The following is a 23,843-nucleotide window of genomic DNA, read 5'->3' as shown; positions in this document are numbered from 1 at the left end:
CATTTTAGCATGTGGAAAGGTATTCTGTTGGTGCTACTGGGCGCCTGCAGCTTTGGAATTTTATCGACGATTGTGAAACTGGGCTACCAGGAAGGTTTTACCCTGGGAGAATTATGCAGCGTGCAAGCAGGCTTTGGGATGCTGGCATTGTGGGTGCTGCATCTGTTATCCGGACGTACCACCCAGGGGCTTAAAAACAAGGAAGCCCGTACCTGTTTTATATTAGGCAGCTCTACCGGCCTGGTCAGCATTACCTATTATCAAAGTGTACAATATATCCCTGCCAGTATGGCTATCATCCTGCTGATGCAGTTCACCTGGATGAGTATGCTGGCAGAATGGATGATTTATAAGAAACGTCCGGGCGCTATACAATGGGTAGCCGTATTGTTTATCCTGGCCGGGACCCTGCTGGCCGGTGGTTTATTTAACAGCAACGGCATTCAGCTGGACTGGCGGGGTATTGGATTTGGCATGCTGGCAGCCCTTTTTTACACCACCTTTATCGTAGTCAGCGGCCGGGTGGGTCATTCCCTCACGCCGGTACTCAAAAGCGCCTGGATTGTGACGGGCGCCTTTATCATTATCACCCTGTTATTTCCGCCGGCTTACCTGTGGAACGGCCGTTTCACCACTCCTCCCCTATGGATGTGGGGTATTCCCCTGGCGCTTTTCGGAACGGTATTACCACCTTTCCTGTTTGCCAAGGGTATGCCGCAGACAGGCGTAGCCCTGGGCGCCATTCTCAGCGCTGCAGAGTTGCCGGTGGCCACCATTGCGGCCACGCTGTTCCTGCGCGAAACCATTACCCCTCTCCAGGTAGGCGGTGTGTTCATCATCCTGGCGGCCATTGTAGCGGCCAACCTGAAAAAACCGAAAGCAGCACCGGCCAAAAGCGAACTATTAAACCCATGAGGTGTTTTTTTTATTTATCTTTGCCCCCGCTATAAAGCATCAAGTGATTTACGAACAGTTTTTTCATGAAAGCATTTAACTTTTTTATTCTATATCGTTTCCCGATCGGGATCGTGTTATTGGTGGCCGGTATTGCCCTCGGAGTTTCGATAGGATGGTGGGAAGCGACCGTTGTATTGCTGATCGCCGTTGTTTGTATTGTAACCCATCTCCTGTTTGGCCCTATGCGGTTGGTACAGGAAGCTGTGGAGGCCGGTGATATAGAAGGCGCCACCGCCCTGATGAACAAGGTGAAGTTCCCTAAACTGCTGTATAAACCGATCCGTTCCGTATACTACTTCATGCAAAGTAACATGGCTATGTACAGCAACGACCTGGATAAGGCCGAAGCTACTATCCGCCAGAGTATTCAGTCCGGTAGCCCGATGAAGGAATACGAAGGCATGCAGTATTTCCAGCTGGGCACTATCGCTTACCAGAAAAATGATCTGAAAACGGCTGACCAGAACCTGAAAAAAGCAGTGCGCATGGGTTTACCTGACAAGGAAAACACCGCCGCCGCCCTGCTGACACTGGCTTCTATTGCCATGAGCCGCCGTGACTTTAAATCTGCCAAGGAATACTTTCGCAGAGCCAAAGCACAGAAACCTACTACCGCCCAGATTGTAAACCAGATCAAGGAAATGGACAAGTACATCTCCAGGATGCCTGGTTGATCCAATACATATCATTAAAAGCGGGGCCGGATGATCGAATCATCCGGCCCCGCTTTTTTTAATCTCCTGCAATTGGGCGAATTCGTAATTTCGCCCCCTATGAATGCAAAATTTTACGCACTTCCCCTTCTCTTTTGGTTGCCATTTTCCGCTACAGCACAGGATTCTGTGCCCAGGATCAGCCAATTGAACGAGGTCTCTGTCACCGCCACTAAAGGCCCCCGGAAAGCCAGCGAAACCGGTAAGGTAGTCACCATCCTCACACACGAATACCTGGAGAAAAACAGCGGTAAAACCATTGCCGCCATCCTGAGCGAGCAGGCCGGAATTACCATCAATGGCGCCCAAAACAACCGGGGTACGGTCCCGGAAGTATATATGCGGGGCGCTACCAACGGCAATACCCTTATACTCATAGACGGTTTGCCGGTAAGCGATGCTTCCCAGATTGCCAATACCTTCGACCTGAACTTCATTGCTCCGGAACTGGTGGAAAGAATCGAAATCCTCCGGGGCAGCCAGTCTACTTTATATGGCTCCAATGCCGTGGCGGGAGTCATCAACATTATCACCCGGAAAAACAACGGTAAAAAATTCGGCCTGACAGCCAATACCAGCTATGGCAGCTATAATAGCTTCCTGGGCAATGTAACCGCCTATGGCAATGCAGATAAGTTCTCCTATATGGCCGGATACAAATACGAAACCTCCGACGGTCTGTCCGATGCCTATGATCCTACCGGCAAAGCCGGTTTCGACAAGGATGGTTTCCGGCAGCAATCCGTATTTGCCAAACTGGGACTGCAAGCCACTTCCCGCTGGCGGCTCCATTACCTGTTTAATTACAGCAACTACCATCACGACCTCGATGAAGGCGCCTTTATCGACGATCGTGACTATACCAGCCGTTCCAACAATATGCTCCATGGGTTCAGTAGCGAATACCAGTTTAAAAAAGGCAGCTGGCATGTGTTGTACAGCTACCAGCGTACCAAACGGCATATCCTGAATGACTCCAATTACATTGCGCCTGACGGGTTCAGTAAATACGACCTGTCCGACTTTTCGTCCAATATTCACCAGGTAGAAAGCTATGTGAACTGGAACATTTCAGGCATCCTGAGACTGGTAGGCGGCGGCAGTTTCGCCGCAGCCCGTATGGACCAGTTCAACCAGCGACTGGGCCAGCCTGCGATCTGGGACCCCAATCCGCAGATGCAGTTTTCCCACCTGTCTGACGACAGCACCCATGCCCGGCAGACCAGCGTATACGCTTCCCTGTTACTCGGTAACATCGGTGGTTTTAACATAGAAGCCGGCGGCCGGTTGAATTACCATAACATCTACGGCAGCAACCAGACATTTACCTTCAACCCTTCTTACCTGATTAATCAACATCATAAGGTATTTATTAATATATCATCCGCCTATAAAGTGCCTTCACTGTATCAGCTGTATGCGGGTATGTGGGGCAATAAAGACCTGAAACCCGAATCCACGCTGAGTTATGAAGGTGGTTACCAGGCTACGGTGGCCCATAATGCGGTAGATTTCCGGGCAGTGGGTTTTGCCCGTCGTACCAAAGACCTCATCCTCTATACCTCTCACTATACCAATGCCGACAAACAGTGGGCTTACGGTGGAGAGGCAGAGGTTGACTGGCATATTAACCACAAGCTGGGCCTGAATGTAAACTATGCCTATACAGATGGCAGGGTGTACTCCGTTGCCAAAAACGGCGGAGATTCTTCCTGGTACAACCTGAACAGGGTTCCTAAACATGCCGTGAATGCAACGCTGGGCTACCAGGTAACGCCTGCGCTTTATACCAGCGCCAGCTTCCGGTATACCGGCGAACGTTACCAGATATCTCCTGTAGCTCAGCCGATGGGAGATTATTACACCGTGGACCTTTATGGTGAGTATAAATTTGGTAACTTGCTTAAAATTTTCGCCGGGTTCCGAAATATTACGAATTATCAGTATTTTGATATCCTTGGCTATAATTCCCGCCGGTTCAACTGGAATGCGGGTCTTGTGTTGAATTTGTAAACATTAAAACCAACATAATGTCTTTAAAGAATCTTAATCCCCGGTTTGGTATACTGCTGCTGTTTATGCTGGTAGCTGGTATTATACGAGTAGTGTTGGGAGCTGATCAGTCTACTCTCCAACCCATCGCTATGTTTACGCCGGTAGGAGCCATGGCCCTGTTTGGCGGTGCATCTTTCTCTGACAAGTGGAAGTCTTATGCTTTCCCGTTGCTGACGTTATTCCTCAGTGATGTTATCCTGATGCAGGTATTCCACCGGGAATATGCGCAGGGACTGCTGTATAAAGGCTGGGCAGCCAACTATATCAGCTTTGTGTTCATTGTGCTGATTGGCCAGCTGGTCATCCGCAAAATGAGCGTAGGCCGTATCGCCGTTGCCGGTGTATCCGCAGCGCTGGTACATTTCCTGATTTCCAACTTCGGCGTGTGGATAAGCGGTTCTACCGATATCACCACCGGATTACCTTTCACCAGAGACATGGCCGGTCTGATGAAATGTTACGCTCTGGCGGTTCCTTTCATGAAGTATTTCCTGGTAGGTACCCTGGTATACAGCGCTATCTTCTTTGGCAGCTATGCCCTTGTACAACGCAAACTGCGTCTGGCACACTAACATATTTTTTCATTTTTTTATTTAGAGATTTAATTATTGTTGTAGAGCGGTATGGGTTATTACAACCTTGTTCTACAACAGTAACTAAATCTCTACATGTTTACATCCAACAAACATCGTCTCATGCGAAGATTTACACACCGTTTGCACCAGCTCTTTCTCCTGGCAGCAGCTGCATTGCTGACTTTTTCCGCCTGTCAGAAAGATAATGTGGCAGAAGTGGTCATCCCTGTTATCAGTAACCCCGGGCTTAAGGATGGTAAAGATACCATCGCTGTTGGCGACACCCGCGTACTGCGGCCGCAGCTCACCAATGCTGTCAATCCGACTTTCCTTTGGGTGGTAAACGGTACAGTGGCCGGCACAGATTCCATCTACACTTTTAAACCTACCGCTACCGGCGATTATACCATCTCCTTCAAGGTAAGTGCCGGTAACAGCCTCAACTCCTACTTTTACCGTATTAAGGTAACCGACAAGTATGACAATGGCCTTTTCATTATCAATGAGGGCTGGTTTGGTCATGCCAACGGGAGTGTGAACTTTTACCGTTACGGCGAAGATACCCTGTACCAGAACGTATACGAGCGGGAAAACCCGGGTAAAACCCTGGGTACCACCGTTGACTATGGCACTGTTTTCAACAACCGGTTTTACATCGTGTCCAAAGACGCTCCTATGGTGATTGCGGATGCGCATTCCCTGAAAGAGATTGGCCGCACGCCGAAGTTAACCGGCAACGCCAACGCTTTCTGCGGTGTTAACAGCAGTACGGGCCTTATCTCCACGACCGATGGCGTTTACCCGGTAGACCTGGGGGCCTTTACCGTAGGCGCTAAAATTGCCGGTATCACCGGCCAGGCAGGCAGCATGATCAGAGCGGGCGGTTATGTATTTGTGATGACCGAAACGGCCGGTATCGTGGTGCTGAATGCATCAGATCTGAGTGTTGCCACTACCCTGGTGAAAGCGGAAGTAGGTTTTGCCCGTACACCGGATGGCACCATCTGGGCCGGACAGGGACAGAACCTGTATGCAATTGATCCGAACAGTCTTACCGTACAAACCATTGCCCTGCCCTTCCCGCTGTACGGCGCCTGGGGAGCCTGGAACCCAACCATCATAGCCGCTTCCACGATAGAGAACGCGGTATTCCTTACCCAGACCAATTCCTGGGGCATCAATGGCAAACAAATATATAAATACCAATCCGGTAACCCGGCTTCTTTACAGACGCCCTTCGTTACCTTACCGGATAACAGAGAGTTGTATGGCGGCGGTTTCCGGTACAACCCGGCCAACAATACCCTGGTGGCCCTGGGCGTAGAACCTGGTTATGGTCAGCATTTCCAGTTCAATACCCTGTTCCAGTTTAATGCTACCACCGGTGCTGTTGTGAAGAACGTGCAGTATAACGGCTTTTTCTTCCCGGTTATCCCGGTATTCAATAACTAATTAAAGCCAACGCGCTGTACATGACGGTACCGTCATGTACAGCGCGTTTTCATTTGTATCATGATCACACTCGTTACAGGTGGCGCCCGGTCCGGCAAAAGCCGGTATGCACAAGACCAGGCGCTGGCCATTAGTCAACAGCCGGTATATGTAGCCACCGCCAAAATATGGGACGAGGATTTCGCACAACGTATCTGTCGCCATCAGGCGGAGCGGGGCGCCAACTGGACCAATTACGAAGAAGAGCTGTATGTGAGCCGGCTTCCGCTGGCAGGGCATACCGTGGTGATAGACTGTGTTACCCTATGGCTCACGAATTTCTTCGCGCTCCACGATTATGATACCGATAAAGCACTGGTATCCCTGCAAACAGAGGTGGATGCGCTTCAGCAACAGGAAGGCCACTTCTTCATAGTTACCAATGAAATAGGTATGGGCGTACATGCCGAAACAGCGATAGGCCGCAAATTTACCGACCTTCAGGGTTGGGCCAACCAGTATATAGCCCGTGTAGCCGATACCGTAGTGTTAATGGTATCCGGCATTCCGGTTGTAATTAAGAAAAGAGAGCTTTAAATCAACAACATGATGCAGATAGCCGTGTCCCCCTTGTCCGATGAGTTAAGGGCAGCCTTACAGGATAAGATTGATCAGAAAACAAAGCCACCCGGTTCCCTGGGAAGGCTGGAACAGCTGGCATTACAGGCCGGGTTGATACAAAACAGCCTGACGCCGGCATTACATCATCCTCATATTATTGTTTTTGCGGGCGACCATGGCATCGCTGCCGAAGGGCTGGTGAATCCGTTTCCACAGGCCGTTACCGCACAGATGGTGTATAATTTCCTGCAGGGAGGCGCCGCCATCAATGTATTCTGCCGGCAGCATCAGTTACAGCTGACGGTGGTGGATACCGGTGTTAATCACGAGTTTCCGGAGCACCCGTTGTTGCATGTACGTAAGATTGCCTGTGGCACCCAAAACTACCTGAAGGGTCCCGCCATGTCGCCGGAGCAATGCCGGCTGGCCATGCAGGCTGGTGCAGAAGAGGTAAAACTGGCGCACGAAGCCGGTTGTAACATCATCGGATTCGGAGAAATGGGCATTGGCAACACTTCTTCTGCCGCTTTGCTGATGAGTCATTTCACCGGTATTCCTATTGCGGATTGTGTAGGTACCGGTACTGGCAGCAATGCCCAGCAGCTGACGCAGAAAAAAGCAGTGTTGCAGCAGGTGATGGCCCATCACGTAAGGCCACATACGCCCGAACTGGCGCTGGCCACCTACGGCGGTTTTGAGATAGCCATGACGGTGGGAGCCGTTCTGCAGGCTGCCGCACTGAAAATGATCGTAGTCATAGATGGCTTTATTGTGAGTTCCGCCTTACTGGTAGCTGCCGCCATGCAACCTGCCGTAAAGGATTATTGTGTTTTTGCACATTGTTCAGAAGAAAAAGGCCACAAGGCCATGTTGGAATTCCTGGGTGTGAAGCCGCTGTTGCAACTGGATATGCGGCTTGGAGAAGGTACCGGCGCAGCCATGGCTATTCCTGTTATCCAAAGCGCTGTACTGTTCCTTCGTGAGATGGCCAGCTTTAACAGTGCCCAGGTATCAAACCGCACCATATGAAAAAACAGTGGCAGGTTTTGCTAACCGCTATCATGTTCTATACACGTATACCCGTTACCGTTAGTGCCCCCTATAGTCCTGAAATGCTCAACAAAGCTACCCGCTATCTTCCGTTGGTAGGCTGGATCACCGGCAGTTTTATGCTGGCAGTACTATATGCATTCGGCGATATTGCGCCCCGGCTGGTCACTATTCTGTTATCGATTATCATCAGCATCTGGGTGACCGGCGCTTTTCATGAAGATGGTTTCGCCGATATGTGCGATGGTTTTGGTGGCGGCTGGACAAAGGAAAAGATACTGGAAATTATGAAAGACAGCCGTATCGGCACCTACGGGATGCTGGGGCTGTTGCTGCTGATGACCATGAAATATATTTGCCTGATACCGCTGCCCCTCCATAAAGTGATGATGGCTGTGATCGTTGCGCAGCCGCTGAGCCGTTTTGTAGCAGTGACGATTATCTACACCCATCAGTATGTGAGGGAAAACGAAGACAGCAAGGCCAAGCCGGTATCCAAGGGTATCAGTCTCCCGGACCTTTTGCTGGCAGGTACTTTCGGTGTAGTGCCCCTGTTTATCGTGACCGCTTTCACCCGTAATTACGCGTTGTTGCTCATTTTACCCGCGCTGGTGCTGGTACGCTGGTACATGGCCCGCCTGATGACCAAATGGATTGGCGGCTATACCGGCGACTGCCTGGGGGCTGTTCAGCAGGTTGCGGAAACAGTCATATATTTGTGCTTTTGTATTCTCGCATGGAAATTTACCTCATAAGACATACCACGCCTGCCATTGAAAGCGGCGTGTGCTACGGCTTTTCCGATATTGACGTTGCCGATACTTTTGAAACAGAAGTAGCTGCCTTGAAGGCCAAACTGCCCGCCGGCACATTCGACGTATATACCAGCCCGTTACAGCGCTGTCATAAGCTGGCTACAGCTCTCTTTGGTAACGATGTTATCACTGATGAACGGCTGAAGGAAATGAACTTCGGCGCCTGGGAAATGCAGCCGTGGGAAGCTATTGGTAAAGAAGAACTACAAACCTGGGCGGATGATTTTGTGCTAGCCAAAGTACCACAGGGCGAAAGCTATGAAGACCTGTATACCCGCAGTATGGCGATGATAGATGAAGTGATCGTGAAGGGCAATAATGCCGTACTGGTTACACATGGCGGTGTCATCCGCTCTATCCTGGCACATGCCACCAATACCCCCCTGGTAGATTCCTTCGACCTGAAGGTGCAATATGGGAGAATTTCACAACTTCAAGTGGAAAATGGAGATATAAAAGTTATTTTTTATAATTCGTAAAGTATTCTTTTTATTAGAGTTATGTTAAAATTCCCAAATATCTCGGCAAAAGTCGAAAAAACTCTTATTTCGTGTTAACTTTATGTCCGGAATCGCCGTATATTAAAAGCACACAATAAAAAAACAGTTTATAATGGCAACATCACTTTTGAATATTCCGTTTTTGTTTCTGCAGGAAATTGGTATCAAAGAATTACTGCTGATTGCACTGGTAGTTCTGCTCCTGTTTGGTGGTAAAAAGATACCTGAGTTAATGCGTGGTTTGGGTAGCGGCATACGCGAGTTCAAAGATGCCAAAGACGAAACACCTAAAAAAGACTCAAAAGAAGCATAAAAATTTAGGGATTTTTTGATTTACGATTTTTTGATTTTGCAAATGATAAAAGCGAAGATCAAAGCGAAAGTTAATTTGCTTTGATCTTCGCTTTTATCAACCTATGAAATCAAGAAATCGTAAATCAAAAAATCCCTAAATGTTTTATTCGCAGGGAGATGCTATCTCCATTATACTTTTTTTTGAAATACCAGGAAGACACCACCATCATCACAATACCTGTCACACATACGCCCAGCACCGCATCCCCAAAAAACTGGCTCCAGGAAAGGGGCATACGGCTGGCATTCTTGAACAACATTACCCCTACACTACCCAGGTACCCGAAAGAATCCGCTACATACATGATGAATCCCACGTTACTGGCGTATTTAAACACCGCAATCAATCGTTCAAAGAAAATACAGTTAAACGGGATATAGCCCATATACAGTCCGAGACCTGTTAATGTCATCCAGGCTACCGGGTCCAGGCGGTGCTGCCGGAACAACAGTGTACTCACCAACGCTATCAGAAAACCGAAGATCACAATCAGGTGATTGAGCATAAAAGCATGATAGTTATTCTTCACAAATACCAGCAATCCCATGATCACGATAATGGCAACAGATACGGGTATTTCCGTACGGGTGAAGATGCCGGTATCGGTACCATAACCGAGGTCCTTCCAGATATCCGCCGCAAAATTGTCGCGCATATCGCGCAGTACGGTGAGCAGCACATAGCTGCCTATCAGCAGCACCAGGCCCGGCAGGAAAGTTTGCAGGAAACGTTTCCGTTCCTGTTTGTTCATAGGCACCCTTTTGGTGCGCATCTGCACGTCGGCAGCTGCCGGCGGGGGTATCTGTTCCAACAGCAGGATAAACACGAGAATAGGGCCTATAAACATCAATCCCGTTACGAAAGGCATCCAGGATTCAGAGACATGCCAGGATAACATCGTCATCTTCCCGGCAGATTTTACAAAACCGGAAGAAAAAATAAAACTGATAGACAACACTGCTCCCATAAACTCTGTGCCCCGCCTGCCTTCCAGGTAACTGAACACCAGTCCCCAGATCATACCCAATGGAAACCCATTAATAAAAAGGAATAGCACATTATACGGCGCCGGCACCATGGCAAAACCCAGCAATGCCGCCCAGGAAATCAGGATCAGCAGGATGATATATTGCGCCCGGTTGTTGCCTTTCATTTCCGCAATAAACCGGATGCCGTAAAACTTACTGCAGGCGTACCCGATCGTTTGACTGATCACCAGCCAGATTTTATAGTCGATTCCCCAGAAGGAAAGTCCTTCAAATATGCCGGCAGTAAATGGTTTACGGAAAGCATACATGCAGGAATAGGTACCAAAGGCCACTAAGGCGGCATATATAGTTAAAACAACAGTTGGCGCACGTTCCAGCCTCTTCTGTATCCAGGGAATAGTCAGCATTTCAGATCAGGTATTTGGGCCAAAGGTGCGGCTCCAATGTAAACTAATTGTTAAGCAATACTGAACTAATTGTTAAGTATTACTAAATAAAGGTATAACGGCATTAAATACAAAACGGGCCGGCCTTTTGGGCCAGCCCGTTATATAATCTTCACATTTCCGGCATTATTGCAGCAACCACATCTGTGCATTAATATCATCTGTAGGGCTACCGAACTGGCTCTTCAGGGAAGCGGTCCAGTTAATGGTATTGGCAGATTTCTCTGTATCCGGATATTTAAAACGTTTAGGTATTACGCCGCTATTACCGGTACCGGCGCCTGTCAGGAAGGTAGGCACACCCGTACGACGCCAGTTGAGGTACGCCTCCCAGCCGGAGTTTTCAAAGAAAGCCAGATATTTCTGTGTAAGGATCTGTGCGAGGCCCTGCGCATTGTTACCCTGGTACTTTACGGCTGCCTGCTGGTAATAACTGTTTTCAAAATCAAATGCGATGTCATAACGTACACCCTTATACGTTTTGGTAACTGTACCGGCAACATCGGTAGTGATGCCATAGAATCCCAGCGACGCTTTGATACCTTTTTTATACCAGGCTTCTGCATCTGCGGAAATCCATCCGCGATTGGCTGCTTCGGCCATATTAAAACACAGCTCCGGAAAACCGACGATAACACCAGGTTCGGCGGCATAACTGCTGTAGTAACGGTTCCTGCTGCGCAGGGAGTAAGCAGCGGTATCCACATTGGACATTTTGGAAGACATATCTTCCTGGCTTTCTCCGGGGGAAGCGCCTACATATGCTGTGATATCGGAAGGCAGTTTATGCAGCTCGTTTACCTGTTTGGTAGCCGGTTCCGCAGTCACGTAAACCCGGGGATCGTTCAGACCGGCCAGTGTATTGAGATAGGTAGCAGACATGTTATAACGGGTAGCGTCGAAGCCCAGGTTATCGGGGTTGGATGGATACTTGTTGATATTATTGTAGATGAACTGCAGGTTATGATCCATCGACTCCATTAATGGGTATTTAGCAGGATTACCAACAATATCCTTAAACTGTTGTGATACCTTCAAATCAGCATCTCCTGTTTTTTTGCTCAGCGCTATCAGCACCCGAAGGCGGAAGGTATTCACCGCGCGCTGCCATTTGGTTAGATCGTTGCCATAATAGAAGTCGCCTTTCAGTACCTGTCCATCGGCGGTATTGGATTTATCAGGATTGGCAATCTGCGCCGCCAGTTGAGTGTTGGCATCTTCCAGCCATTGCAATATCTGTACAAACACGGCTTTCTGTGCATCGTAAGTGGGCGTGGTATTATCCTTGCCCTGCAACGCTGTTTTCAAGGGCACATCACCTACCAGGCTGGATAAACGATAGTAGAAAAAAGCACGGGCAAACTTTCCCAATGCCGTATAGGGGTTTACGTCCTTTCCTCCCAACCGCTGCGCTTCCAGCTCCATTTGTTGTACGTTGGTAAGCGAAAAATAGCTGCTGAAATCAGCACCGTTCCAGTCATAACGCTGATCTCCGTAATAGTTATAGTTACAGCAGTCAAACTGATTCCAGCGCATCACGGCGCTCCAGGGTTTGTCTGCATTCATATCTCCCAGGATACCACCCAATACCAGGCTTGGCGGCACCTTGGAAGGTTTGTTGGTATTGATGGCATAATCTTCAAACTTTTTGTTGCAGCTGCTGAAGGCGATACCGGTGAGTGCAGCGAGGGCAACTATTTTCAATGATTTCATACGGTTCATGTTTTAGCGGATCAGAAAGTGAGATTAACGTTGAAGCCATATCTGCGGGTAGTAGGTGTTTGCAGCGTAGAAGAGCCCTGGTCTGCGGATGGATACTGGTCCAGATCCACATCCTTATTCTTGGCGAAATACAGGAGGTTTCTACCCACAAAAGAGACATTGGCAGAACGGATAAATGTTCCTTTCAGCAGGCTTTCCGGCAGGGTATATCCCAGCGTTACTTCGCGCAGTTTGGCAAAGGTTTTACTGATCAGGTTTGCTTCATTGGCTTTGTAGTATACGCTGATATAGTCCTGCAGGAAGGTTTTGGTAGTATTGGGGGCAAACTGCAGTTTATCGGCGTTGGTTACCTTCCCGCTGTTATCGTACTGGATAGGAACACCATTAGACACTACCACACCTTGCCCCAGCCATGATTTTACACCTTTATAATCCTGGTAACGGGCGTCACCCATAGCGCCTTCGGTAGTCAGGATATTACGGCCGCCGCGGAAGGTTTGTTGCTGGATATAGTCGATCATCTGGCCACCTACCCTTCCGTCGAACTGGAAGCTGAGGTTAAAGCCTTTATAGCTGAAACTGTTGTTGATTCCCCATACCCAATCGGCGCTGGCATTACCGAGGTATTGCTGATAAGGGTTCACGAGCGGACGGCCATCCGGACCGTTGATAATTTGTCCATCCGGTGTTCTGACGAATTTGGTACCGAAGAATTTATCTACCCGGTCACCTATGCCAACATTTACGTCCAGCATTGTCTGTTTACCATCTATCTCCACATATTTCTCCTGGAAGGTAGACCAGTTGGCAGTTACCGTCCATGTGAGACCGCGTGGATTTTTGATCGGAGTGCCATTCACGGTTATTTCATAACCGGTTTTACGGGTTTTCACACCGTTGAGCAGATAAGCAGAATCGCCGGTACTTGGCGCCAGCAAAAGGGTATAGATACGCGGTCCGTTAAGGTTCGTGAAGTAAGTAGCGTCAACGCCTATACGGTTTTTCAGGAACCGCAGATCCATACCCACCTCCGTCACCTTACTGGTAAAGGGTTGCAGGTCTTTATTATAAATTACCCGTGAGTAATAAGCGGCTGCCTGGTTACCATATACCTGGGATACGGAATATACCGGGGAGTTATAACGGGGACCATCATACGAAGATTGGTATTCGGTGCCATATCCCAGCGGGTAGTTAGCTTCCGGTGTAGCGCCGATGGTTGGCACCGTGAAACCACCTTTCACGTTGGCATAGGAACCACGGAATTTCAGAAAAGAGATCACTTCCGGCAGCCGTACATAGTCGGATAGTACAGTACTAAGCGAAACAGAAGGATAAGAGTAGGCATTGTGCGCCGGCGGCAGACTGGAAGCCTTATCCAGCCTGTCAGTCAGCGATATCGTAGCATATTTGCCCAGATCAATATCTACATAACCATAGGCGCTGAGCACCAACATAGGTGCGCTGTAACTGGTAGCATACAACGGATCACGGGTGTTTCCGAAACCATACCATTCCGGGGCATTCAGGTAGTTGGTGGAAACGAAGCTGGAATTATATTTAAACGAACGGGCACTACCGCCTACGGATGCACGTATACCAATTTTGTGTGGGAACACGTTGGCATAGGACAACATCAAATCCGTATTGTTTTCGTAGAGCGAACGTTTGTCTTCCCGGTAGTCGCCTTTACCTTCTTCACGGCCATACGGGTGAGCAGAGAAAGGCATTTTTTCTGTACGGATCAGGTCATAGCTGGTTATCTGCGTGCGAGCCATCAGCTCCAGCTTGTCCGTGAATTTGTAAGTCAGCTTAGCATAACCGTTGAGGTCTGTTTTATGATGACCGCGCAGCCATTCGTAAGCCAGGAACCAGGGGTTGTGGTAGCGCTGGTATTCAGCGTAGATGGACTGAATCCCTTCTTTACCAGGCTGCCAGTAGTTACGCATATCGTCCATGCTCCAGTCGGCGCCTGCCCAGATAACGGTGTTATAGATAAGGCTGTTAGGCCCGTAGGTTACGTCCGGGAAGTTGTCGCTCGACTGCCGGTTGTAGTTGAGATATCCTTCCAGCCGCAGTTTGGGTGAGAAACTGTAACCAGCGGAGATATTAAAGTTGACGATATCGAGGGAGGTATTGGGCACAATACCTTTCTGATAGGAATTGGACAGGGAGAAGCGCAGATCAGCTTTATCAGTATGGGCAGAAACAGCCAGGTTGTTGGTACTCAGCATACCGGTACGCAGGAAACGCTGCAGGTTATTTTTTCCGCGGGCGATCCAGGGTGTACCGGTACGTTTACCCGTAGCCGGGTCAATAGGGCTGTCATACTGCGGGATGAGCTGTCCTTCAAATTTAGGTCCCCATACATCGTAGTCCGCGTCGTTTACGCCGGCGCCTTTACCGTCCACGAAAGCGTATTTACCGTGGTCGCCGGGGCCGTAGAGATCCTGCACCTTAGGGATGGCATTAAAGCCTTTCTCGAACATGGTACTGGAGTTGAACTCAATGGAGTAGCCTCTTTTATCTTTAGAACCTTTTTTAGTGGTGATCATGATAGCGCCGTTGAGGCCGCGGGAGCCATAGAGCGCCGAGGCTGTCGCGCCTTTGAGGACGGTATAACTTTCGATATCATCCGGGGAGATGTTCCAGGTATCCGAATTGATGGGTACCCCATCCACCACGTAGAGGTTAATGTTATTACCGCGGAGCTGTACCAGTGGCGCAGCCAGCAGTTCAGCTGACGCCCCTACCGTGAGGCCGGCTACTTTACCTACCAGGCCGTTGACAGGGTTAGGTTCCCGGGCTTTAACCAGGTCGGCGCCTTTTACTTCCTGTACGGCATAACCTACCCGTTTTATTTCCTTACGTATACCCAGTGCCGTTACCACTACTTCATCCAGTGCTTTTTTATCCTGTTGGAGGAGCACGGTGACGAAGGTTTGATGGTTGACCGGGAACTTGCCGGTGAGGAAGCCGATAGATCTTACTTCCAGGATGTCGGCAGGATTGGCGCTGATACTGAAGTTACCGTTGGCATCGGTGACAGCTCCTTTATTGGCGCCTATTACTTTTACCGTAGCGCCGATGACCGGTTGGTTATCGCCGCCGGAAAGGACTTTTCCGGTTACGGCTTGTTGAGCTGCCGCTGACATTACGTTCAGCAAAAGCAATAGCAGGGCACATAGCTGCGTAAGCGCCCGTCGTAGGTTTAACTGCATGGCAATTTAGATTAAGGGGTAATGTTGATTACCATGCAAAGGTTAAGTTCGAATATGACGGAAATGTTAAGCTATACTAAAATTAACGTTAAGTATTTGTATATAACTAGTAAAGAAAGTTTACTATTTATCATTCTCCAGGAAGAAGTAAACGACGAGGATCTGGGCGGTATCTTCACCGATATTAGCCGGTTTGTGTCCCAGCCGGCCATCGAAGAAGAGGGAATCACCTTCTTCGAGGATATATTTTTCATTGTCGATCTGGTATTCCACACGGCCTTTGATGATATATTTATATTCATAGGCATCGGTTTTCACGATCTGGGATCGGCGGGCTCCTTTTCTAAGCTCCAGCATCACGATATCTACCGGGAAATGTTTGACGTTTTTGGTCAGGATTCTTTTGTACTGAAAACCTTTAGCCGGTTCCTTTTCAAACTCCTGATAGGAAGATTTTTGTTTGATGATGACTTTAGACTGTTGCGACTGCTGGTCTATTTCGTTGAAGAACTCGTTAAGATCGAGATTCAGTGCCCGGATAATATTGATGAGTACCAGCAGGGAGGGCACGGTACGGTTATTCTCGATCTGCGAGATGAGGCCTTTACTGACTTCTGCCTTGTCTGCCAGCTCCTGTATGGTAATGCCTTTGGCTTTCCGTTTTTCCTTGATCCTGTTACTGATCTGAATAATAATGTCCTCGGTCATATAGGTCGGTCTTGGCGCAAAGATAGGGAGAGAAAGCTAATGCTTTACGTTATATTTCTGCCGTTTTCCCTTTCGCAAAATGCTGATTGGCAGGCGCTCTTCGTGTATCCCAGCCGGTTAATCCGCTAATTTTTTTTTAAAAATAATATCAATATTTCATGTAATTTGGGATTATTCCGGAGAAAATGTAACTTCGCGTTCCCTTTTGGCCTCGTAGTACAATGGATAGTATAAGAGTTTCCGAAGCTCCAGATTCAAGTTCGATTCTTGACGAGGCTACCAGCAAAAGCCGCAAACGCAATACAGATAAGCGTTTGCGGCTTTTTTATTTTAACATCGTTGTCATTCTTGTTGTCAGAACGTTAGAAAGTTAATTTTTTGAGGTTTTGAGAGCTTTTGTAATAGTACTTTCTGCGCTCATTTTATTACTTTCAGATAAAAAGTAAGGGAATTCAGCGGTATCAAGTGAGAAAATCTCGATTCATATAATTCAGGTTTCCTTTCTGCGAACTTAATGAGTCTCTTTCGGAAAAAACCCATCTTCCCATTTTTATATTCTCTGTCAAATTCGATTCGTTCTATTTGAAATTTCACCCTGGAATACTGGTACTTATGGTGAAAAGCGTGATTAGGGTCAAAATATTTAAACCACCATACCCCAAAAAAGTTAACATGAGTAGGGTCGATGGCAGCATAAAAGCTTCTAAAATAAGGCACGGCAATATTTACCCGGGCCCCATTTTTTGAAATCCTGTAAATTTCTTCAATTACATTTATTGGTTGCGGAATATGTTCAAGAACATTATCCATCCATATCTCGTCCACCGTATTATCTTCGAATGGATAAGGATAGTTGGTTAAATTGTGAACAATATCCACCCCCGTTAAGGATAGCGAATCCACACCGACGAACCCCTCCCGTTTGGAGATACCGCAGCCCAAGTCTAATTTTAACATAATTTGACGTTGATATTTTATTTTAAATTTCTTGGTTATTGGGATATAATTACTATTACTATATCATTCTCGGGAACTCACTTACAAAACAAACCAAATCTATTAAATATTCATCAATAATGGATTTTCCCAAAAAAATATAATAAAAAATACCCACTCAGAGAACTGAGTGGGCGCTATAGTCTTTGGGGTTACACTATTAGTCCTGGTTATTGACGATCTTTTAGGGTTAACATTTAACTATTGGGCAACAAAACAATGAATGCACTTTCGAGTAACTTCTTTTAGGAAACTGATGTAAAACTACAGTATCAGGGTACGCCATTTAAAGTGTATCAATATCCGCAGGGAATGCTTTGATATTCGCGGCGAATACTGATATTTCTGCTGATGATGAAAGGGGATTTTATTAAGAATAATATTGCACAAACTTACCTATCACACCAAGGTGTTATGCTATATAGCAGGCTTTTATCTATATTTGGGATCGACGTAACTAGATAACCAAAATCTGAAATTGTTTCCCAACTCCTTATGCCAATGACACCTATTGATTTGTTTGGGACCAACAGCTGAATCTGTAAACAACAAACATAAAATCTAAAAAAAATTGTGCTGTTGCAAATACTGATGGGATAGATCATTTTTCAACCAAAAAATTAATTTTCCCTATTATCCAGGTGTTACTTTAAAGCACTGTAGCAAACCCGGTTTTTGTTTTCGAAGAAGTGATGTCAACATCCGTACTGTAACTTTTCAGATCTAACCCGGTCTGCCTGAATTTTTTTGCCGTTTACAAGATATACTTATGAGTAACCTGTAGTAACGGGGGAATCAACCTTTCTGCTATTACCAGGCTCAGAACTATATACCGTAAGTGGTAGGGGAACCCTTTTTTCTAAAAATTATCAACCAAAATCTAAATCTAAATTGCTCATGAAAAATTTGCTACTCTTATGGCTGTTCGTGGCCAGCAGTATTGTGCATAGTTATGCTCAAACACGAACAATCAGCGGAAAAGTCACAGATGGAAAAGACGGCACACCACTGCCGGGTGTCACCGTTAACATTAAAGGCACCAAAGCAGGCACCATGACGGGCTCCGATGGTGGTTATAAAATACAGGTAGGCGATAATGCCACGCTGGTTTTTTCCTATGTTGGTTATTATAGTACCGAAGCGCCGGTCAACGGTAAAACCCGCGTAGATGCAGCACTACGGGTAGATATGAAAGGATTGCGGGAAGTAATTGTGACCGGTACAGGCTCCGCTATTGACAAAAGAAAGGTCGCCATCTCCGTAGAAGCATTATCTGCCAAAGACCTTCCCAAAGTACCGGTAGCATCTATTGACCAGGCCCTGGTAGGAAAAATAGCCGGTGCGCAGATATCTTCTATTTCCGGTCAACCAGGACAACAGGCACAGATCATTTTGCGTGGTATTAATACCCTAAAGACCACTCAACCTATGATCTTGCTTGATGGCGTAGAAGTCAATGCCGGCTATAGTATGAACGGTTCTGAAAGTAACCTCTCCTCCAGGCTTTCTGATATTGATCTTTCCAACATTGAAAGAGTGGAAGTAGTGCAGGGCTCAGCTGCCGCTACTATCTATGGCGCACAGGGCGCCAACGGTGTTATCCAGCTGTTCTCCAAAAAAGGCTCACGGAGTGGTAAAATCAATGTTAATTTCAGCTCACGGGTGAGCTATGACAACGTGCTGAAAGGTAATTTCAAATATCTTAACAAACACTACTACCCTACCGATAATGAAGGTTATATCGTGGATGGCGCCGGTAAACGCATCAGGACTAACGCCTCAGGACAATGGAGCCAACCTAATAAAGAGGTGACGAATAACACGGTAATAGACAAGGATTATAAAGAGCCTTTATACGATCACATTGATCAGGTATTCAGGAAAAATTCTCCTACCTACAATAATAACATCAATATTTCGGGTGGCCGCGAAGGATACGATTTCTCGATCAATCTCTCTAATCTCAAACAACAGAGCATTATTCACGGAGACTACAGCAGGACCAACCTTTCCGTGAACCTGGGAGCAGACATCCTGAAAAATCTGAAAATCCGGTCCACGACACAACTCGTTACCTCTAAAAATACCACAGGAGGCATTACCGGTCAGAATAATATCTATAGCGGCCTGGGCACCGCCATGTCGACAGAACCGTTCGTAGACCTGCTGTTAAAGGATTCTATTGGTAACTACCCTGTCAACAGCGTTCTAACCAGCAACGCTGTATTCCCCTACTATACTTTCCAAAACAGAAGTTATGAGTCGAAAAATAATCGGGTCATGCAGGCCATCAATCTTAATTACAAGCCTGTTAAATACCTGGAAATAGATTATAAATATGGTATCGATTACTCCCGGGTTGATCTCACTGATTTCATTCATAATCAGGAGAACACTTTAACGCCCGATAACAGCATCAGTCCCATCAACGGGAAATTAGTGCACGACCAGGATAAGGAAACGATTCAAAACTCCCTGCTGTCCCTTTTCGTAAGAACTGACTTCGAGAACGATTTCAATTGGAAGATTCCGATTCAGACCACTACCAATTTAACCTATGACTGGCGCAAACGTTCTTATGGCAACCTAACAGCAGAAGGGGTTGGTTTCGCTCCTTTCCCTCCTTATACCATGCGTTCCGCAGGCACCAAGACAAATAACGAAACAATCACCGAGTTCATTACCTTCGGTTACCTGATCAACCAGCGTATTGATTACGGCAACCTGTTTGGTATATCAGGAGGTGTCAGGGTAGATTACTCTTCCGCTTTCGGCCGCGGTAATAAACCTTTTGCTTTTGCCCGTGGTGACGCGTATTTCAGATTGAGTGAAATACTAAAAATTCCCAGCATATATGAATTTAAGATCAGAGGCGCCTATGGGGCGGCAGGTATCCAACCAGACGCATATGACCGGCAGGTTACATTGACGGGAGCTGCCATCGGCGATGCCAGTTACCTGAGCCTTAGAAACACCTTAAATAACCCTGATCTTACCGTGGAAAAGTCTTCAGAAACTGAAGTGGGAATCGACTTCAGCATGGAGTTAAGTAAAGGAAACTGGTTTAGAAAGCTCGCTGTTACGCCCACTTACTGGATCAAGAATACGACCAACGTTATCAGGCCGCTCGATCTTCCGCTTTCTACCGGTGCTGCTGAAATTACTACCAATGCACTAAGCATCAAATCAAATGGTTTCCAGTTTTCTGTTGACCTCGATGTACTGGAAAGCAAAAAATGGTACTGGAATTTTGGTATCAGGTTCGGTAAACAACGTTCCCTGGTTGACCAGATAGCCAATCACAAATCCATCACTATTGGGGGTTCAGGTTCCGGACAATTTGTACTGAAAGAAGGAGAAGCACTGGGGGCCTTTTTTGGCGTTACGCCGCTTACCAGCATCGATGATCTTCCTGCAGGCGCAGTAAAAGGTAATTACGAAATAGGGCCGAATGGATGGGTCGTTAATAAAACTTCAAAAATGGTGATGTTTGGCTCTGAGAATAAAAAAATCGGCGACCCTACCCCTAAGTTTAATATGAGCTCCACCAATACCCTTACCTTCAACAGTCAGCTTACGCTCTCCTTCCAACTGGACTGGGTATACGGCGGCCAGGTATATAACCAAACCCGTCAATGGTTATACGCTGATAAAGTCAGCAGCGACTTTGCAAAACCCGTTACGATCGATGGTAAAACAGGGGCTTTTGTAAATTATTATAACAGCCTTTACAACACCAACAATACCAACTCGGCATTTGTGGAAGATGGCTCCTTCCTGAGACTGCGTGACCTGACGCTGAACTACCGGTTGGATAAATACCTCCGCAACAAATTCATCAACAATGCACAGGTAAGTCTTACCGGAAGAAACCTGTTCACTATCAGTAATTATTCAGGACTTGACCCTGAAGGCAGCGCGATGCTTAACAATCCGGCCCAGAGAGGTATTGATGTATATGCCTTCCCTAACTTCAGGTCCATACAAATTGGTGTTACGTTCGGTTTCTAAAAAACAAAAATCACGATCATGAAGAAGATATTTCTTACAATATTATCAGCATCCCTTCTTTTTAGTTGCAGCAAAGACAGCCTGGACCTGGTGAATCCCAACTCCCCGAATCCCGCCGTACTAAAAACAGAAGAAGGTCTTACCAGAGGCGCCCTGGGTATCTATGCGAAGTTTGGCCTTGAATACTGGTGGCTGACCCTCGCCAACCACGACATCATGGGGGATGCCTTTACTATCAGCGCCGGTAACTATTCCTGGAGATGGATTAACCAGGTCAGCAAAATCACGTTATCTGACGGAACGGTGCTCACCCCTCCCCAGGGCGGTGCACAGGGAACGGAGCTGAAGAACCGTAACGACCGGTCCTTTGGTAATGACAACGCTTTCTACAACGAATGGGCCGCGCTTTATTTAGTGAATAACCAGGCTAATCTCCTCCTGGATGTTACTTCCAAAGATGATCTGACAATGAGCGGCAGTGCGGATGCAGTAACTTCCAAAAAAGCGCTGATACGTGCTTTCGCATATTGGTGGAAAGGATTTGTCTATTCCCGCATCGGTTCCATTTATATTGCCGGTGTTCAGGCCGACAAATTCGAAGGCGGCACCCTGCTCAACAGCAACTTCGTCACACATGATGCCATTGTAAAACTTGGCAATGACAACTTTGATGCCTGCGCCGCAGAGCTGAACAAAGTAACGAACGAGGATGCCTACAATGCATTGTTTGCACGCATCATCCCCGGCTTTACGATGGGAGGAAAAGGCGGGGTTATCAGTCCGGCTGCCTGGAAAAGGCACCTCAATACCTACAAAGCCAGGAACATACTGGCCAACAAAAAGGTAGCTCAGATGACCAGTGCCGACTGGACTAATGTTTTAACACTCGCTACTGCGGGCCTTGCCAAAGACGACCACATCTTCACCATGCGTAGTTACGACGTGAAAGATCTCGTAGGTATCACCGCCTGGGCCCCTTATCGCCTGCTGAATGGCTGGGACCTTCCCAGTGAACGTTTCGTTCAAGACATCAAAGCCGGCGACAAGCGGTATACCCGTAATGTCATTGGTCCTGTTACCCCTTATGGCAATGAAAGAAACAGGGGCGCCCAATACTCCACCAGGTGGCGGCTGAATGATATCAGAACCGGCGGTGACTGGGTTTCCACGACCATTGGTATGGCAGAAATACCCGTCGGTTGCTCTTATGAAGAAAATGAGCTGATGATCGCCGAAGCCAATATTTATCTCAACAATATTGAGGAAGGCTTAAAACATGTTGATAACGTACGCGATTACCAGAAATCAGGGCTCCCACATGTTTCCGGCACCGGTCTCTCACAAGCGGATGCACTCGAAGAGCTGCGCCGCGAAAGAAGAATCGGACTTTTCCTGAAAAATGTAGCCTTCTATGATGCCAGAAGATGGGGTATTACCGCAGCAGGTGGTGGCCGTAAACATGCCTGGGTGGTAAAACCCAACAACCAGGTGGACACCGATGCTACGATCGAATACAACTATCTCGAGTACTGGGACGTACCACAGAATGAGCTGGACTTCAATACTCCCAGCAGCGTATCTGCACCGGTAAAATCCAATTAATTATTCATTTTGTACATAAAAAACGGGGACGGCTAAAGGCCATCCCCGTTTTTTAAATTTTTAAGATCCTATTTTTCCAATACCAGTTTATCCAGCTCCGCAGTGATAAAACGAATTTCTTCTCCACTCAGCTGTATCTGCGCCGCTCGGGCGTTTTGTACGGCCTGTTCGGCATTACGGGCTCCTACCAGCGCAATGGTGATGCCTGGTTGTTCGATTGTCCAGCGAATGACGAGTTGGGAGAGCGACGCATTTTTAGCTGCTGCCAGCGGCGCTAACTTTTCCAGGAACGCATTGGTTCTTTTCAGGTTTTCCTCGCGGTAGAAGTAGATACCGGCGCGATGGTCGCCTGGTGCAAACTGATGCCCTGGCTTCATCTTACCCGTCAGTAATCCACGTTCCAGCGGACTGTATGCCAGTATAGACAAGCCATTCTTCATACAGTAGGGCACATCTTCCACTTCAATTTGCCGTTTTACCATGCTATAGGGTACCTGATCAGACACCAGCGGTACATATTTACGGGCTTCTTCCAGCTGTTCAGCATTGTAGTTGCAGACGCCGGCATAACGGACCTTTCCCTGTTTGATCAATGCTGCCACGGTTTCCATGGATTCGGCAATAGGCGTAGTAGAATCAGGCCAGTGGATCTGATATAAGTCAATATAGTCAGTACCCAGCCGGCGCAACGTATCCTCACACTCCTTAATAATACTGGCTTTTCCCGCATATTTATAAATATCGATGTCCTTGCCATAATTATCCTGGCTTTTGAAGGCGAAGTCACCTTTGGCCAGGTCCCAGCGCATACCGAATTTCGTCAGGATCTGTACTTTATCCCTTGGAATACCTTTGATCGCTTCTCCCACAATTTCCTCGCTGGTACCCTGTCCGTAAATAGGAGCAGTATCAATGGCGGTAACACCCTCTTCATAGGAAGCCCTGATGGCCCTTACGGCGTCTTTACGTTCCGTGCCGCCCCACATCCAGCCACCGGCAGCCCAGGCGCCGAAAGTGACTACAGATGCTTTTAAGTCTGATTGGCCTAATTGTCTGTATTGCATAGTCTCAATTTT

General features: G+C 47.4%; 18 protein-coding genes and 1 tRNA gene. 13 read left to right on the top strand and 6 right to left on the bottom strand.

Annotation, left to right across the window (positions count from 1 at the left end):
- The first annotated feature begins 9 nt into the window (after positions 1-9).
- From ICL07_RS25830 to tatA, 10 genes are all read left to right on the top strand, one after another.
- Positions 10-915 carry an EamA family transporter gene (locus ICL07_RS25830; protein ID WP_188090951.1) on the top strand — a complete coding sequence of 302 codons (906 nt, stop codon included), beginning with the start codon at positions 10-12 and terminating at the stop codon, positions 913-915.
- 65 nt (positions 916-980) lie between these two features.
- The gene (locus ICL07_RS25825; protein WP_188090950.1) at positions 981-1,631 is read left to right on the top strand and encodes a tetratricopeptide repeat protein; all 651 of its coding nucleotides are present in this window, start codon (positions 981-983) and stop codon (positions 1,629-1,631) included.
- Positions 1,632-1,730: 99 nt separating this feature from the next.
- Entirely contained in the window at positions 1,731-3,683 is a 1,953-nt protein-coding gene (locus tag ICL07_RS25820) for a TonB-dependent receptor plug domain-containing protein (protein WP_188090949.1), read from the top strand.
- Positions 3,684-3,700: 17 nt separating this feature from the next.
- Entirely contained in the window at positions 3,701-4,297 is a 597-nt protein-coding gene (locus ICL07_RS25815) for a DUF6580 family putative transport protein (protein ID WP_188090948.1), read from the top strand.
- A gap of 123 nt (positions 4,298-4,420) precedes the next feature.
- Positions 4,421-5,752 carry a DUF5074 domain-containing protein gene (locus ICL07_RS25810; RefSeq protein WP_188090947.1) on the top strand — a complete coding sequence of 444 codons (1,332 nt, stop codon included), beginning with the start codon at positions 4,421-4,423 and terminating at the stop codon, positions 5,750-5,752.
- Between the two features lie 60 nt (positions 5,753-5,812).
- Entirely contained in the window at positions 5,813-6,328 is a 516-nt protein-coding gene (locus ICL07_RS25805; RefSeq protein ID WP_188090946.1) for a bifunctional adenosylcobinamide kinase/adenosylcobinamide-phosphate guanylyltransferase, read from the top strand.
- Positions 6,329-6,337: 9 nt separating this feature from the next.
- Positions 6,338-7,381 carry a nicotinate-nucleotide--dimethylbenzimidazole phosphoribosyltransferase gene (cobT, locus tag ICL07_RS25800; protein WP_188090945.1) on the top strand — a complete coding sequence of 348 codons (1,044 nt, stop codon included), beginning with the start codon at positions 6,338-6,340 and terminating at the stop codon, positions 7,379-7,381.
- Positions 7,378-8,157 carry an adenosylcobinamide-GDP ribazoletransferase gene (locus ICL07_RS25795; RefSeq protein WP_188090944.1) on the top strand — a complete coding sequence of 260 codons (780 nt, stop codon included), beginning with the start codon at positions 7,378-7,380 and terminating at the stop codon, positions 8,155-8,157. Before cobT ends, ICL07_RS25795 begins: the two co-directional genes overlap by 4 nt.
- Positions 8,139-8,696 (top strand): alpha-ribazole phosphatase, encoded by a 558-nt coding sequence (gene cobC, locus ICL07_RS25790; RefSeq protein WP_188090943.1) that lies wholly within the window; start codon positions 8,139-8,141, stop codon positions 8,694-8,696. The genes ICL07_RS25795 and cobC overlap by 19 nt, the downstream gene beginning before the upstream one ends.
- Positions 8,697-8,829: 133 nt before the next feature.
- Complete coding sequence (gene tatA / locus ICL07_RS25785) at positions 8,830-9,030, top strand: twin-arginine translocase TatA/TatE family subunit (protein ID WP_188090942.1); 201 nt, start codon at positions 8,830-8,832, stop codon at positions 9,028-9,030.
- Between the two features lie 124 nt (positions 9,031-9,154).
- Here the strand turns inward: tatA and ICL07_RS25780 are convergent, their stop codons facing one another.
- From ICL07_RS25780 to ICL07_RS25765, 4 genes are all read right to left on the bottom strand, one after another.
- Positions 9,155-10,468, bottom strand: coding sequence for a DUF5690 family protein (locus tag ICL07_RS25780; RefSeq protein ID WP_188090941.1), 1,314 nt, complete (start codon positions 10,466-10,468; stop codon positions 9,155-9,157).
- A gap of 165 nt (positions 10,469-10,633) precedes the next feature.
- Positions 10,634-12,220, bottom strand: a complete 1,587-nt coding sequence (locus tag ICL07_RS25775; protein WP_188090940.1) for a SusD/RagB family nutrient-binding outer membrane lipoprotein — start codon at positions 12,218-12,220, stop codon at positions 10,634-10,636.
- A gap of 20 nt (positions 12,221-12,240) precedes the next feature.
- Positions 12,241-15,450, bottom strand: coding sequence for a SusC/RagA family TonB-linked outer membrane protein (locus ICL07_RS25770; protein ID WP_188090939.1), 3,210 nt, complete (start codon positions 15,448-15,450; stop codon positions 12,241-12,243).
- A gap of 123 nt (positions 15,451-15,573) precedes the next feature.
- The gene (locus tag ICL07_RS25765) at positions 15,574-16,158 is read right to left on the bottom strand and encodes a helix-turn-helix domain-containing protein (RefSeq protein WP_188090938.1); all 585 of its coding nucleotides are present in this window, start codon (positions 16,156-16,158) and stop codon (positions 15,574-15,576) included.
- 207 nt (positions 16,159-16,365) lie between these two features.
- Here ICL07_RS25765 and ICL07_RS25760 point away from each other — a divergent pair.
- Positions 16,366-16,440, top strand: a tRNA-Arg gene (locus ICL07_RS25760).
- Between the two features lie 135 nt (positions 16,441-16,575).
- Here the strand turns inward: ICL07_RS25760 and ICL07_RS25755 are convergent.
- Positions 16,576-17,115: a class I SAM-dependent methyltransferase gene (locus tag ICL07_RS25755; RefSeq protein WP_188090937.1), complete on the bottom strand. Its 540-nt coding sequence runs from the start codon at positions 17,113-17,115 to the stop codon at positions 16,576-16,578.
- 936 nt (positions 17,116-18,051) lie between these two features.
- Between ICL07_RS25755 and ICL07_RS25750 the strand changes: the two genes are divergently transcribed.
- Positions 18,052-21,165 carry a SusC/RagA family TonB-linked outer membrane protein gene (locus tag ICL07_RS25750; protein ID WP_188090936.1) on the top strand — a complete coding sequence of 1,038 codons (3,114 nt, stop codon included), beginning with the start codon at positions 18,052-18,054 and terminating at the stop codon, positions 21,163-21,165.
- An 18-nt stretch (positions 21,166-21,183) separates the two neighbouring features.
- Entirely contained in the window at positions 21,184-22,767 is a 1,584-nt protein-coding gene (locus tag ICL07_RS25745; RefSeq protein ID WP_188090935.1) for a RagB/SusD family nutrient uptake outer membrane protein, read from the top strand.
- A 68-nt stretch (positions 22,768-22,835) separates the two neighbouring features.
- Here ICL07_RS25745 and ICL07_RS25740 read toward each other — a convergent pair whose 3' ends face one another.
- The gene (locus tag ICL07_RS25740) at positions 22,836-23,831 is read right to left on the bottom strand and encodes an aldo/keto reductase (RefSeq protein WP_188090934.1); all 996 of its coding nucleotides are present in this window, start codon (positions 23,829-23,831) and stop codon (positions 22,836-22,838) included.
- Between the last annotated feature and the right edge of the window lie 12 nt (positions 23,832-23,843).

Source organism: Chitinophaga qingshengii (assembly GCF_014529935.1).
Lineage (GTDB): Bacteria > Bacteroidota > Bacteroidia > Chitinophagales > Chitinophagaceae > Chitinophaga > Chitinophaga qingshengii.
This window is presented reverse-complemented; position numbering and strand designations above follow the sequence as displayed.